At 49.6% G+C, this 13,974-nt stretch carries 10 protein-coding genes; 4 read left to right on the top strand and 6 right to left on the bottom strand.

Going from position 1 to position 13,974, the window contains the following annotated elements; genetic code table 11:
- Window positions 1–38: 38 nt before the first annotated feature.
- The 4 genes from DESDE_RS18790 (at window position 39) to DESDE_RS18775 (ending at window position 5,627) form a co-directional block, all read left to right on the top strand.
- Entirely contained in the window at window positions 39–1,901 is a 1,863-nt protein-coding gene (locus tag DESDE_RS18790) for a polysaccharide biosynthesis protein (protein ID WP_028305636.1), read from the top strand.
- A gap of 14 nt (window positions 1,902–1,915) precedes the next feature.
- A complete protein-coding gene (locus DESDE_RS18785; RefSeq protein ID WP_014795604.1) occupies window positions 1,916–3,271 on the top strand; it encodes a nucleotide sugar dehydrogenase in 1,356 nt (451 codons plus the stop codon).
- A gap of 98 nt (window positions 3,272–3,369) precedes the next feature.
- On the top strand, window positions 3,370–4,407 hold the full coding sequence (locus tag DESDE_RS18780; protein WP_014795603.1) for a Gfo/Idh/MocA family protein: 1,038 nt from the start codon (window positions 3,370–3,372) through the stop codon (window positions 4,405–4,407).
- A 263-nt stretch (window positions 4,408–4,670) separates the two neighbouring features.
- Window positions 4,671–5,627: an N-acetyltransferase gene (locus DESDE_RS18775; RefSeq protein ID WP_014795602.1), complete on the top strand. Its 957-nt coding sequence runs from the start codon at window positions 4,671–4,673 to the stop codon at window positions 5,625–5,627.
- A 60-nt stretch (window positions 5,628–5,687) separates the two neighbouring features.
- Here DESDE_RS18775 and DESDE_RS18770 read toward each other — a convergent pair whose 3' ends face one another.
- The 6 genes from DESDE_RS18770 to DESDE_RS18745 all read right to left on the bottom strand — a co-directional run bounded on the left by DESDE_RS18770 (window position 5,688) and on the right by DESDE_RS18745 (window position 13,972).
- Window positions 5,688–6,299, bottom strand: coding sequence for a sugar transferase (locus tag DESDE_RS18770; protein WP_014795601.1), 612 nt, complete (start codon window positions 6,297–6,299; stop codon window positions 5,688–5,690).
- 18 nt (window positions 6,300–6,317) lie between these two features.
- A complete protein-coding gene (locus DESDE_RS18765; RefSeq protein ID WP_014795600.1) occupies window positions 6,318–7,541 on the bottom strand; it encodes a glycosyltransferase family 4 protein in 1,224 nt (407 codons plus the stop codon).
- A gap of 672 nt (window positions 7,542–8,213) precedes the next feature.
- Window positions 8,214–9,554: an O-antigen ligase family protein gene (locus tag DESDE_RS18760; RefSeq protein ID WP_014795599.1), complete on the bottom strand. Its 1,341-nt coding sequence runs from the start codon at window positions 9,552–9,554 to the stop codon at window positions 8,214–8,216.
- 3 nt (window positions 9,555–9,557) lie between these two features.
- Window positions 9,558–10,976 carry an O-unit flippase Wzx gene (locus DESDE_RS18755; protein ID WP_014795598.1) on the bottom strand — a complete coding sequence of 473 codons (1,419 nt, stop codon included), beginning with the start codon at window positions 10,974–10,976 and terminating at the stop codon, window positions 9,558–9,560.
- Between the two features lie 5 nt (window positions 10,977–10,981).
- Window positions 10,982–12,106, bottom strand: a complete 1,125-nt coding sequence (locus DESDE_RS18750) for a glycosyltransferase family 4 protein (protein WP_014795597.1) — start codon at window positions 12,104–12,106, stop codon at window positions 10,982–10,984.
- A 669-nt stretch (window positions 12,107–12,775) separates the two neighbouring features.
- The gene (locus DESDE_RS18745; protein ID WP_014795596.1) at window positions 12,776–13,972 is read right to left on the bottom strand and encodes a glycosyltransferase family 4 protein; all 1,197 of its coding nucleotides are present in this window, start codon (window positions 13,970–13,972) and stop codon (window positions 12,776–12,778) included.
- Window positions 13,973–13,974: the final 2 nt, after the last annotated feature.

Raw genomic sequence — 13,974 nt, 5'->3', positions numbered from 1 at the left:
CGGTGCAAATAGTTTGCAGGGAAGGGATTATTTTTACCATGAGATTGCGCAAAAGGACTCTACTACTAATGGCTATAGACGCTGTGTTAGTTAACCTCGCAGCGTTTTTAAGCTTTTATATTCGTTTTGCTGTTGATGGGGATGGAACTATACCTGAGGAGTATCTGCTCACACTGACTCACTCTGCGTGGACAGCCACCCTGATTTATTTAGCCGTGTTTTATGTCTTTGGCTTATATAACAAGCTCTGGCAGTATGCCAGCATCGGGGAGCTACTATCCATTATCTTTGCGGTCACTGTCGCTACAGCAGGGACGGTCACCATGGTGTATTTTATTGCTCCCATGCGTTTTCCCCATACGGTATCCGCCCTTATGTGGTTCAGCACCCTCTTCTTAATCGGCGGCTCCCGCTTCATCTGGAGAATTCTTCAGGATAATATTTTTACTCCCCATGTACCCGGTTCTCAGAATCAAGTCTTGATCATCGGAGCAGGGGATGCGGGAGTGATGGCAGCCCGGGAGCTAAAAAACAAAAACTACCGCGAAGGCCGTCCTGTGGGCTATATAGACGATGCAGCCACAAAGCAAAGACTCCAGCTCATGGGGATTCCCGTCTTGGGTACCCGCAAGGATATTCCTCGAGTCGTTAAAAACCATAATATTGATAAAATCATTATCGCCATGCCTTCGGTCTCAGGGGAGATTATCCGGGAGATCGTAGGAATCTGCGAAAAAACCGGTGTGGATCTAAAGATCATGCCTGGAGTGTTCGACGTGGTCAGCGGTAAGGTGGATACCACCGAAATCCGCCAGGTTCAGGTGGAGGATTTACTGGGACGTGAACCCGTTACCGTAGACCTGGAGGATGTAGCAGGTTATCTCACCGGTGAAGTGGTCCTGATTACCGGTGGGGGCGGGTCCATCGGCTCCGAACTCTGCCGGCAGGTCACCCGCTTCAACCCAGCCAAACTGGTGATCGTAGGTCATGGAGAAAACAGCGTCTTTGACATAGAGCAGGAGCTGCGCTCGGAAAACCCAAGTCTGGATGTAGTCACGGAGATTTTGGATATCAAGGACCAGGAAAAGGTCCATATCGTCTTCCAACGCTATAAACCGGGTGTGGTGTTCCACGCCGCTGCCCATAAACATGTCCCTCTCATGGAAAAGAACCCGGAAGAGGCTCTGAAGAATAATGTGATGGGTACCAGCAATCTGGCCGAGGCGGCTGACGCCGTCAAGGTCAAGACCTTCGTCCTGATCTCCACCGATAAAGCGGTCAATCCCACCAGCATTATGGGGGCTACCAAGCGGGTGGCAGAGATGGTGATACAGAGCATGGACAGGCGTTCCGACACGAAGTACGTTGCGGTACGCTTTGGTAATGTGCTGGGCAGCCGGGGAAGCGTTATTCCCACCTTTAAGCGTCAGATTGCCAAAGGGGGGCCGGTCACAGTAACCCATCCCGATATGGTTCGCTATTTTATGACCATCCCTGAAGCTTCCCAGCTGGTGATTCAAGCCGGTTCCATGGCTCAAGGGGGAGAGATCTTTATTCTTGATATGGGTCAACCGGTTAAAATTCTGGATCTTGCCCGAGATCTCATCCGTCTCTCGGGGTTTGAGCCGGAAGTTGATATCAAAATTAAATTCACAGGGATGCGCCCTGGTGAGAAACTCTTTGAAGAACTCCTTACCGCAGAAGAAGGGACTTCAGCGACGAAACATAAACGGATTTTTGTGGCTAAACCCAATAACATTAATGTTTCGCAGCTTGAGGAACTCATTCACCTCATCCGTGAGCGGGGCTCCTATCTCACCCGGGAAGAAGTTATCGGACAGTTACAAGCCATCGTGCCTACATTCAAAAAACAAGCTTCCAAGGCAGTTGCCAATCAATAAGGGGGAAAAATTTCATGTTGCGTATGAAAGAAGTTATTACCAGTGAAGATGTTTTAGCAAAAAACCTGAAAGAAAAAATCCAGGATCATTCCGCAACGGTGGGTGTCATCGGTCTTGGTTACGTAGGACTCCCCTTAGCCGTAGAAAAGGGAAAAGTAGGCTTTTCAGTCATCGGGTTTGATATTAATCCTGCTCGCGTAGCCAAAGTCAACGCTGGAGATAATTATATCGGCGATGTCAAGGACGAAGAACTCCGGGAACTGACCCAGAAGGGAGCCATTACTGCTACCACAGATTACGCAAGACTGTCCGAGTGCGATGTTGTCGTCATCTGCGTTCCTACCCCTCTAACCGTTACCCGGGATCCGGACATCTCCTATATTCAGGCCTCTTCCGAACAGATTGCTAAATACCTCAAGCCCGGACAACTGGTGACCTTAGAAAGCACCACCTATCCCGGCACCACTGAGGAAATCATTCTACCCATGCTCGAAAAAAGCGGTCTTAAGGTCGGTAAGGATTTCTTCCTGGCCTTTTCCCCGGAGCGGGTTGACCCGGGGAACAAACGCTTTACCACCAACAATACCTCCAAAGTTGTAGGAGGGATGACCCCAGTCTGCCTGGAAGTCGCTTATACCTTCTATGCTCAGACCATTGTCAACGTGGTTCCCGTATCCTCACCCGCCGCAGCGGAACTCACCAAAGTCTTTGAAAATACTTACCGTGCCGTTAACATCGCTTTAGTCAATGAGCTCATGCTCCTTTGCGATCGCATGGGGATCGACATCTGGGAAGTGGTGGAAGCCGCAGGAACCAAACCTTTTGGGATTCAAACCTTCTGGCCCGGCCCAGGGGTGGGCGGACACTGCATCCCCATTGACCCCTTCTACCTTACCTGGAAAGCCCGTGAGTACGACTTCCACACCCGCTTTATTGAGCTGGCCGGAGAGATTAATGTTGAAGTCTCCTACCATGTCATCAATAAAGTCATTCGTGCCCTCAACCAGGAAAACAAAAGTCTCAAAGATGCCAAAGTCCTCATCCTCGGGGTAGCCTACAAAAAAGACATTGATGATGTCCGTGAGTCCCCAGCCCTTAAGATAATGGAACTGCTTCGGAAAAATGGAGCCAATATTTCCTACCATGACCCCTATATCCCCGTCATCGAGCCCCACGGCGGCTCCACAGTTCATCTCGAAAACACTGACCTAACCGACGAAGCCTTGGCTTCCGCAGACTGCGTTCTCATCCTTACCGACCATAGCGCTATAGACTATGAGCGAGTCGCTGAAAAAACTGCCCTCATCGTCGACACCCGCAACGCCACCAGAGACGTAGAGAACAACAGAGAAAAGATCGTTAAAATATAAGCAGGTGCAGGGGAATCGTAAGATTCCCCTTTTAATACAAGCAGACTGCACTCTGGGAGTGCTATAATAGATAGAGTCAAACAGTAAGGAGTGAGATTATGGATAAGAAAATGCGTTTTGCCATTATCGGTTGTGGAAGAATCGCCCCCAAGCATGCTGAGTCCATCGTGGCCCTGGAAGAGGCTGAGTTAGTGGCAGTCTGTGATAGTGTCCCGGAAAAAGCTCAAGCTTTTGCCGATAAATATGGAGCCAAGCCCTATACCTCTTACCAGGAAATGCTGGAGAAAGAAGAACTTCATGTGGTGACTATTGCTACAGAGTCGGATCTTCACGCCCCCATCGGCATCACTTGTGCCAAAGCAGGTAAGCATGTCATGGTAGAAAAGCCTATGGCCATGACCTTAGAAAGTGCCGATGAGCTGATACGCATCTGTCATGAAGAAGGGGTCAAACTGTCGGTTATCCATCAAAATCGTTATAACAAATCCATCAAGCTTATGCGCAAAGCGCTGGAAGAAGGTCGTTTCGGAAAACTGACCCACGGACAAGCTACGGTGCGCTGGAACCGTAACGATGAATACTATGCTCAAGCCCCTTGGCGTGGGACCAAGCTCCAGGATGGGGGCGTTCTCATGAATCAATCCATCCATAATATTGACCTTCTCCAATGGACCTTTGGCCCCGTAGAGTCCGTCTTTGGCTTTACCCGCACTGCTCTGCGCAAAATCGAGATGGAGGATGTAGGAGTCGCTGTCCTTAAGTTTAAAAACGGTGCTCTGGGTGTCATCGAAGCCGCATCTACTATCTATCCCAAAAATATCGAAGAGACTCTGAATATCTTCGGGGAAACCGGCTCCGTCATGGTGGGCGGAATCGCTGTCAACCGCATCGAGACTTGGGAGTTCCCTGACAGTGAAGAGGAGAAAAAGCAGATCTTTGCCGGCCAGGAAAATGATCCCCCCAATGTCTACGGGTTTGGCCATCGGGAAGTTATGAAGGATATGATTGCTGCCATCCGCGAGGACAGGGCACCGGCTATTCCCGGGGAAGAGGGACGGAAAGCCTTGGAGATTATCCTGGCTATCTATAAATGCCAGGAGACGAAGGAGCCTGTGGTATTCCCCTTGTGTGAGTAGGGTTTATATAGTCATGGTTGGGTCGTGTAGCTTCTCTCATAACGCTCTCTCAGTAGCTCCGGGGCTGGCGTACTCGCTTCAGAAGCAGGATGCGCCAAACCTCAGGGTAGTACCTGATGTGAACCAGTGGCGATCCTAAGCTACTGAAGCATTGTTTGCCAGACCGCCCCTCTGCGAAAATCGTTCGCTTTTATGTGAGAAGCTACGCTCACGGGCCCAGATGGGATTGCTTTTAAAGACTCTGGAAATGAGGTCGTTTACATATGTCGGATCAAGATATAAGAGATGATGATAACAGATTATGCCCCCAAAGCCCTTTTGCCTCCATCGATCCTACAGCTACTATTCCTTCCGGTGTAACGGTTTCTCCCTTTTGCGTGATTCAGGCTAATGTTACATTGGGAGACCATGTCACCTTGGGTGTGGGCTGTGTTATCGAAGAGGGGGCTGTCATCGGTGCAGGTACTTCTCTCGGCCATCATGTTACGGTTGCCGCCGGAGCGACCGTGGGAGAAGGATGCCAGATAGCCGCTCATGTGAGCATCGGCTCCGGGGCTTCCATCGGAGCACGGACTCGCATCGGGGAGCATACTGCAATCTATCCTCGAGCAGAGTTGGGCGAAGAGGGGTTTATTGGGAGCAGTGCTTCCATCGGTCGTTTTCCTAAAGCGGCAGCTACCAGTACAGTGAAGGCACAGGCGGATCTGCCTCCCCTAAAGATGGGGAACGGTTACACTATAGGATGCTCGGCAGTCCTCTATGCCGGAACGGCCTATGGGGATCAGGTCTTTTTGGGAGACGGGGCTTTGGTTCGGGAACGCTGCACCATCGGCAGGAACGTAGTTATCGGCAGCGGTGCGGCAGTAGAGAACGATACTCGCATCGGAGATTATACCAAGATTCAGACCGGTTCTTACATAACCGCCTATATGGAGCTGGAAGAGCGGGTCTTCATCGCCCCTATGGTGACCACCACCAATGACAATTATATGGGTAGGACGGAAAAGCGGTTTGAATCCATCAAAGGAGCAAGCATCGGCCGCGGTGCCCGGGTGGGTGGCGGATCTATCCTTTTACCGGGAATCAGGGTCGCCCCTGAGACCTTTGTGGCAGCAGGAGCATTGGTGACCAAGGATACCGAGGCCAAGCGCGTGGTCAAAGGATTCCCGGCCAAGGATTTGCGGGAAGTGTCCGAGGACGAGCTTCTTCCGGAAGACTAGTATATCAATAAATAAAAAGTCAAGGGTTCTCACTTGATGAGGTGACACCCTTGACTTTTTTTAGTAGGCATTCTTTCCTAAAAGCACCACAAAAATGGTCTTCCAGAGAATCTTGATATCTGACCATAGGGACCAGTTCTTCACATACTGGACATCATAGTTTAAGGTCTCAGAGAGGGTCAGGGCACTGCGGCCATTGATTTGGGCCAGGCCGGTGACTCCGGGAGGCATATTCAGCCTTTGGCGCTGTTCAGAAGTGTATTGCTCCACGATCTCCGGCACCTCAGGACGAGGGCCTACCAAACTCATGGTACCATTGACAATATTGAGCAGCTGGGGAAGTTCATCCAGACTGGTCATACGCAAAAAGCGGCCACTTCCCGTAATCCTGGGATCATCTTTTTCTTGGAAGACGAATTCATCCGCGTTGAATTTGCCTTCCTTTTTTAATTGCTCAATCTTAGCTTTCATCACCCGATCCGCATCCGGTACCATGGTACGGAATTTATAAATAGTAAAGTGCTCTCCCTTAAGGCCCACCCGCTGTTGGCGAAAGATCGCCGGGCCCGGCGAATCAACCTTAATCCAAATCACAATGAAAAGCCAAAGTGGGGAGATGAGAATGAGCAACGGTATGGCTATGATGAGGTCTAAAAGGCGTTTAAAGCCCATCAATATGCCTCCTAACATCTATGATAATTCAGTTCTTTCCAGCTGCTTAAGCCAATTGCGAATGAGGCTGTCCCAGGAATAATGCTCTACCACATAGGCTCTGCCTTTGAGGGCGAGTTCCTGGCATAGGGAAGGATTATTCTTCAGCTCGAGGATGGTGCGGGCCAGAAGCTCAGGATTCTCGGGCTCCAGAACCACTCCGCCCCCGCTTTCCTTAACGATCTCAGCACCTTCTCCTTCGCCCACATAGATGAGAGGCTGCCCACTGGCCAGAGCAGGGAAGACCTTCGAGGGGCGTACCCCCTCAGAGAGCTTGTACCGTCTTAAGGTGGAGAGATTAATGCTGCTTAAGGAATAATAGCGGGGTATGACCTCCAAGGGCTGAAAGTCGATAAAGCGTACATTAGGCAGCTTTTTCTCCTGGGCTATGGCTTCCAGCTTGGGACGTTCCGATCCATCCCCCACGAAAAGAAAGAAGACCTCCTCATCATTGCGTAAGATGTCTGCCGCTTCCAAAGCCGTCTCTATCCCGTGGGCGTAGCCCATGGTTCCGGCATAGAGTATTACGGTCTTGCCTTCAAGTCCCAGACTCTTCTCCAGCTCCCGATCCTTTTCACGTGATTGAAAAAGCTCCGTATCCACGCCATTGGGGAGAAAGAGGATATCCTCGGGGGGGACGTTTTTGCGCCTCAGCCCCTGCACAATCCCTTGGGTTTGTGCAGATAGCTTATACGCTTTTTTGTAGAAATATCCTTCCAGCCATTCGGTGGCCCGGATGATGGTTTTATTGGTGACCAGACCCAGCTGCACAGCGGATTCCGGCCAAAGATCAGAGACATTGAAGATATAGGGGGCCTTTTTCAGCCAGGAGGCAGTCATCGCTGAGAAGCCGATAAAAAGAGGGGGGGACTCCACAATAATTAAATCCTGTTTTCCTGAGCGGACAATGCCATAGAGAGAAGAAAAGACAAAGGAAAAATAGTTGAGGAGACGCAGCCAGAACCGGCCCCTCCGCACCGGATAGATCCAGGTCCGGAGCACCTTGACCCCTTCCATCTCCTCCCGCATGAACCTCTTCCCTTGGTATTCTTCAGGGATGATTCCGGTGGGATGATTAGGGAAGGCAGTGACGACGGTGACCTCATGGCCTTGATTATGCAAGCCTTTAGCCAGTTCCCAAAGGCGTACTTGAGCGGCTCCTTTTTCCGGGGGGAAGTATTGGGTTAGCAGTAGAATGCGCATGGTGGGTATCTCCTAGATTCTTAAATTCGGGGGATAAGTACTTCTCCAGGATTTTGCTTTCGGCGTTCACTCCATAAGCTGCGCGGAGCAATCTAATCGCTCAAGACCTTCGCTTCGTCGGGTTCCCGGCTAAATCGGCTCCTGCCTCATAGCCGGTTGGAAACGTCCTGTTTCCAACCCGACTCCGCTGCAGTCTTTTCGCGAAGATTGCTTACCTGCTCGCTTAAAATTCGTTCTCTGCCTTAAAGCAAAATCCTTGGTGGTTTTTCAAGTATCTGTTTAAGTATTCTTTTCAAGATGTTTAAGTTAAAGAGACCCTTAAGCGTAGCTTTACGCACAAAAACGAACGATTTTCACTGTGTATAAGGCAGCTAAGGCTTCTGATTAGCTTCACTCACCATAAGCCAAGCTTTCTTTAAGCGGAAGGGCGGTCGGGTCAACGAGGTTTTCTTAACATAGCGCAGCCACGGTTGACATGCAGAAAGCAGCGGGGTCTGGCGACGAAAGTGTCCGGTGGACAGTTTCGCTCAAGGCGGTATTCCCCAAAGCATACTCATCCGCCGCAGATGCAGTTAAGAAAGCGAGTTGACCAGCCCTGGAGCTGATGGAGAGCGTTGTGCGTAAAGCTACACGACCTGAACGATCCTTTTCATCCTGCCGCTGCTCTCTTACTCACCGATACCCATACCGATAGCTTTCCTGCCGTAAGCGCAGGAAGACCAGTCCTGCACAGCTGAGCCAGAGGATGGGATCTTCGAAGAAGCGGCCTTCTCCTTGGGAGCTGATGAATACGGTCATGGCCCAGAGGAAGTAACCGGCGGCCACAGAGTATTTTTCGTTGGTTTCACTGAATACGCTGAGGTGGGCCCGATTTTGATTATATAAGGTATAAAGGCGGCCTAAGATGGCTACCCATATGGCACTTAAGACAAGAAGCCCCAGGATTCCCAGCTCAGAGGCTATGGTCAAGATGGTGGTATGGGATAAGGTCGCTCCATCCGGGATATTCTTCAGATGGATGTAATCCTGGAGAAAGACCGTTTGGAAACTCCCTAAGCCTGTTCCGATCCACGGATGGTCCGTAAAGATGGCGATACCGGCTTGCCACAGGTATAAGCGCTGCGGACTGGACACCGTAAGATCCTGAGTAAGCAAAAGCATTCGCTCCCAGATCTCAGGGCGAATCAGGAGAAGAACCCCGGCGCCTAAGGCACAGACACCCAAGAAGCCCAGAATGCTCTTTTTATTGGGCAAGAAGAAAAGGGCTAAGACCAACACCATTCCCAAGGTCAGGATACCTCCCCGGGAACCAGTCAAGAGAAGCTGGATGAGTAAAAGGGGGAAGCAAGCCCAATAAATAAGCTTAACCCGTCGGTTATGGGTAAAGATCTGAAGGACAAAGTTAGCCACGATGCCTAAAACGAGAAAACGGGCATAAATATTGGGATCGATAAAGGTGGTGTTAACCCGTAAGGTATGTTCTTTTAATAAGTTCTCTCCTTGCCAGATGAGATTTCCGGAGATTCCTTCATAAAGAGCCAGTGGCAGCAGGGCCAAGGCTGTGAGATGAATTCCGTGGAAAGGCAAAAGAATAGTGTCTTGATCCAGAAGCAGGGCAATCGAGAGAAACACGGCGAAAAGCACCAGGAGACGCAGGGTCTCTTTTACAGTATTGCCCATATCTGCCGAATATACTAAGCTCAAGGCCCCGCAGGCTATATAGAGCAACAGAAGCAGGGTTACCGGGTCCTTGAAGATGGTAGCAAGCCTTGCCCGTATCTCCACTTCAAAAAACAAGCGTAAAACAGCCGCCAGAATGATGCTGATGCTGGTAAAGCGCGTCAGAGAGACTTCCCCCAATACCTTTTCCAGGATACCGAGATCCGGATACCAGGTGCTGGAGATCTCCAGAGCCACTGCCGCACCCAGTAAGGGAATCAGCCAAAGGGGCTTTTTCACAATGAGAATACCAAGAGAGAGGAGGGTTAACAGCAGCACTGCCCACTGAATCATTGGTTATCGACCTCCTGTCACACGTCTTACAATGTACAAACCGATTCTTCGAAAATCCTTATCCAGGATGGCGATGGCTAGGCAAAACACGACTCCAGCCACGGAAGCGGAGAGCAAAGGGTGAAAATCAATCAAGAGCCAAGCAGTTCCTGCCATAAGCATAGAAGAGATCAAAGTGCCGGGCAGCTGCCGCCAGATGCGAATCTTATAGACATTCTTCCTGATCAGGTAATAATAGGCGAAGAAGATAAAGACTTCAGCAATGATGACAGCATAAGCAGCCCCATAAATCCCCAGCAGAGGGTTCAAAGCGTAGGTTAGAACCGTAAGAAGCAGCAAAGCTAACCCCTGGACCACTGTTCTTTGCATTTGGCGGCTGGTGGTGGTGAGAATATCCCCCAGAGAAAAGCTCATACACTCTAAAGCCAGAAGCCAAGCTACAATCATGAGGATAGGAATGGCTTCATTGAACTTCCCGTCATATAACCATTCCATGAGGGGGCCTGCCAGAACAAACATCAGCATACTACCGGCAATCCCCACAGCGGAGAGAACCTTAAAGACCTTTTCGATCACACCCTGATGTTGACTCCGGTCCGAATCCCCCAATTGATAGAGGATGGGGTAGAGAGCGCTGGTCATGAGACTGGGAATAAAAATCAAAATAAGAACCAGCTTATAGGCTGCCGAGAAAATCCCTACTTCTACATTGCTGACGGTTAAGGAGAGGATAAGAATACTAAACTGGGTAAAAAGATAATAGAAAATCCGATGAACACCGAAAGGAAGCCCATCCCGAACCATTCCAGTCAGGTTGGGGATATCCGTCCGGGGTCTGATTTCTTTCCTGAGAGCCAGATAAAGGAGTATTGTAATGATGATGTAACTGAACAGATGGGTAAAGGTAATGGATACCACACCTAATCCCGCTACAAGAACGATGATGGTAAAAAGGGCTATCAATACCGTGGTCAGGAATTGAAAGGACGCGGAGAGGTAGATTTTTTGCACGGCCTGATAATAATTATAGATGGATTGATTGACGGAGTTAAAGCATACGGCAATTCCCACAAAGACAATCATCAGTCTTACGGTTTCATTGTACCCTGCCGGAAACATAAAGACCAGCATGGCCAGGTAACATAAGATGCAGAGCAGGGTCTTCAGAAAAAGGGTGTTGCCGAAATACCGGGGCAGAACAGAAGGATTCTTGGCTCCTTCCTGAACCATCAGCTGGCTGATTCCCAACTCGGAAAAGAGGATGAAGGTTCCTACATAGGCATAGGCTGTGGAGTACTCCCCGTAAGATTCCGGGCCTAAATAGCGGGTAACCAGGATACCCAGGACAGCGGCGATGGATTTGGCCAGAATACTGGAAATTCCTAAAGCGGTAGCATTTTTAGCAATGAGGCGAGTATCCATTAATTTCACTTCCTCACTTCAAGACGAGCGTAGAGCTTAAGGAGCCGTTCCTCCATCTTCCCCCAGTTATAGGCTTCTCTAACGGCCTTGAGACCATTAGCTCCCATGTCATGACAAAGCTTGGGGTCGGAAAGCAAGGTGTTAAAGGCCTGGGCAATCTCCTCCGGTTGGGTAGGATCCACGATCATGCCGCTGTTATAACTGGTAAGGAATCGGGTGATAGGCGGCAGATTGCTGCCCACCACAGGGATTCCGCAGCTCATGTACTCAAATTGCTTGATAGGGATATTCTTGTAATACTTCGGTAAGGGGAGAAGGGTTACGGCACCGATACGGGATTTGCGAACATAATCTTCCACTTCCACATGGGGTACCTTACCAGTAAAGAGTATATTATTCTCCAGGTGATGTTTTTTGATATAGTCATCCACCAGTCTTTGGCCTTCCGGATCGTTAAAAGGACCGACGAAAATCATCTTGATTTCGGGGTAATCTCCTTTGAGGAGGTGAATGGCCTGAACCAGATGATAGGCACCGCGTTCTAAGGTGATGCCCCCTTGGTAAATGACATCATATTCCTTTTCCAGCTGGATGTCTTTTGGCTCAAATTCTGAGAAATTATAAATCACATCCACATGGGAGTTATAAGGATCAAAGCGTTCCTTTACCGCATCATCCGCCGTAATGATCTGATCGAACTTTTTGGCTAAAACGATCTCGCTTTTATCCACGACAAAGGTGGCTAAAGGTCGCAGCAGCCGGGGGACCTTCTTGGACATGCTCATCATATCAGGATAATGCTCGTGGACATCATAGATAAGCTTGCAGTGAGGAAGGGTCTTTTTAATCTTATTTACTTTATAAATTAATTCAAAATCATGAAAATGATAGATATCGGCTTTAACTTCAATGGCCTTTGCCACTACCGTATCTCCCAGTTGGAATCTGCCGTAGAGGGAATTGGCCCGTTTCACGCCCAGAATGCGAATTCCCTGTTCCATATACTCTTCGCGCTCATCCGGAACGATTAAGGTGATATCATCATACTTTTTTCTCAGGGTCAGGGCTTGCTTGTAGAATATCCTGTTATCCAGGGCTTGGTGCCCTGTGGTGAGAATACATAGTTTCAAAGGTGCTTACCTCCGTTTGTTTGGGGTCGTTAGTTCGGGTCGCGTAGCTTTACGCACAACGCTCACTCCATAGCTCCAGGGCTGGTGAACTCGCTTTCTTAACAGCATCTGCGGCGGATAAGTATGCTTTATAGCTTGCCGCCTTGAGCGAAACTGTCCACCGGACACTTTCGACACCAAACCTCAGAGTAATACCTGATGTGAACCAGTGGTTCCGCTATGTTAAGAAAGCCTCGTTCACCCGACCGCCCCTCCGCTAAATCCGTTCGCTCATGTGCGTAAAGCTACGCTTGCGGGTCCTTTTTCAGAGCTTTTCCCGGAGTAGCCGACCCTGCCGCTCAAGCGGCGTCGGTAAAGACGGAACAAGCGGCCCAGGTCAGGCGACTTGCCCCACACTTCCACAACGCCCCGCTTGCTCAGCCCCAAAAAGTAGCCCAAGGATTTTGCTTTAAGGCAGAGAACGGATTCTAAGCGAGCAGGTAAGCAATCTTCGCGAAAAGACTACAGCGGAGTCGGGTTGGAAACAGGACGTTTACAACCGGCCATTGAGCAGGAGCGATTTGGCCGGGAACCCGATGGAGCGGAGGTCTTGAGCGATTAGATTGCTCCGCGCAGCTTATGGAGTGAACGCCGAAAGCAAAATCCTGGAGAATCAGCTTCCTAAAAGACCTACTCCAACAGCCCTCTATATAGATCCAGTGTCCTCGCTGCATTATGCTCCCAAGTGAATCCTGCCAAGACCGTAGATTTACCGGCTAGAGCCAATTTCCGGGCATAGTCGGGAGACTTCAAGAGGGAGTCCAAGGCTTCCACCAGGTCACTCACTTCATGAGGGCGGACGAGAAGTCCGTTTGTTCCATGCTGGATGACATCTTCGATCCCTTCTCCTTTGACCCCTATGACCGGAATGCCTGAGGCCATGGCTTCGATATAGACAACGCCGAAGCCTTCCTGCCAGCTGGGCAGGCAGAAGATATCTGCCTGGACCATCTCTTGGAGAGCTTCCTGGTGAGGGAGCTTGCCAAGGAAGAGAACATTGCTTCCCAGATGAAGGCTTTCCGCCAAGGCTTCGAGACTCTTTCGCTCCTCCCCATCTCCCACGATCCTGTAGGTTAAGTTGGGATAGGTTTTCACCAAAGAAGCCAGGGCTCGGAGGTTTAGGTCGATTCCCTTGGTCTTTTTGAGATTAGAGACACTGAGGATGGTAAGTTTATCACGAGCTCCATTATCATGGGCTCCCAGTCTCACTTCGGCCTGGTTAAGTTCAGCAAGATGGATTCCATTGTTAATGATCTGAATTTTAGGGTAGTAAGGTTCATCCTTAACCAGGTTTTTCAATTTCGTGCTGACGGTAATCACTCTGTCCGTACCCTGCAAGACTTCCTCCAGCCTCTTCCGGGAGGGTTTTCCTCTATGCAAAGTGGATTGAAAGTCCTGCCCATGAATGGTAACTACTGTGGGAACAGGTATTTCTTTTTTCAGGCAATAAGCAGCATACCCATCAGGTAAAGCCACATGGGCATGGACCAGGTCGAATCTAAAGTCTTTATAAATAGTCTTAACCAAATCCCGCAGGCCCAGATACATAAAATATCCGGAATGCTCTAAGAGATAAGAACGGGGAAATTCTATATATCTAGGATAGAATACCTCAATCCCATCCACCCTGTCCTTTGACGGAATGGAGGCGTAAGCCTGCCACTTTTTTTTCAAAACAGGGAGAGGCCAAGGGGCATAGGGGACAGGAGAAATGACTTTGACCTCACAGCCTCCTGCTACTAAAGCCTTGACCTGCTCGTGGACGAAAATTCCGTAGGTGGGATTCTGGGTTGAAGGATACATATGAGAAAGTACTAAGATCTTCATAA

The organism is Desulfitobacterium dehalogenans ATCC 51507 (assembly GCF_000243155.2).
Lineage (GTDB): Bacteria > Bacillota > Desulfitobacteriia > Desulfitobacteriales > Desulfitobacteriaceae > Desulfitobacterium > Desulfitobacterium dehalogenans.
The sequence above is the reverse complement of the archived record's forward strand: the minus strand, read 5'-3'. Positions and strand labels throughout refer to the sequence as shown.

Coding starts and splice junctions, on each gene's coding strand:
- DESDE_RS18765 (WP_014795600.1), bottom strand. CDS start 7,541: ATGCGCATTCTACTGCTAACCCAATACTTCCCCCCGGAAAAAGGAGCC.
- DESDE_RS18775 (WP_014795602.1), top strand. CDS start 4,671: ATGTCGGATCAAGATATAAGAGATGATGATAACAGATTATGCCCCCAA.
- DESDE_RS18770 (WP_014795601.1), bottom strand. CDS start 6,299: ATGGGCTTTAAACGCCTTTTAGACCTCATCATAGCCATACCGTTGCTC.
- DESDE_RS18785 (WP_014795604.1), top strand. CDS start 1,916: ATGTTGCGTATGAAAGAAGTTATTACCAGTGAAGATGTTTTAGCAAAA.
- DESDE_RS18790 (WP_028305636.1), top strand. CDS start 39: ATGAGATTGCGCAAAAGGACTCTACTACTAATGGCTATAGACGCTGTG.
- DESDE_RS18780 (WP_014795603.1), top strand. CDS start 3,370: ATGGATAAGAAAATGCGTTTTGCCATTATCGGTTGTGGAAGAATCGCC.
- DESDE_RS18760 (WP_014795599.1), bottom strand. CDS start 9,554: ATGATTCAGTGGGCAGTGCTGCTGTTAACCCTCCTCTCTCTTGGTATT.
- DESDE_RS18755 (WP_014795598.1), bottom strand. CDS start 10,976: ATGGATACTCGCCTCATTGCTAAAAATGCTACCGCTTTAGGAATTTCC.
- DESDE_RS18745 (WP_014795596.1), bottom strand. CDS start 13,972: ATGAAGATCTTAGTACTTTCTCATATGTATCCTTCAACCCAGAATCCC.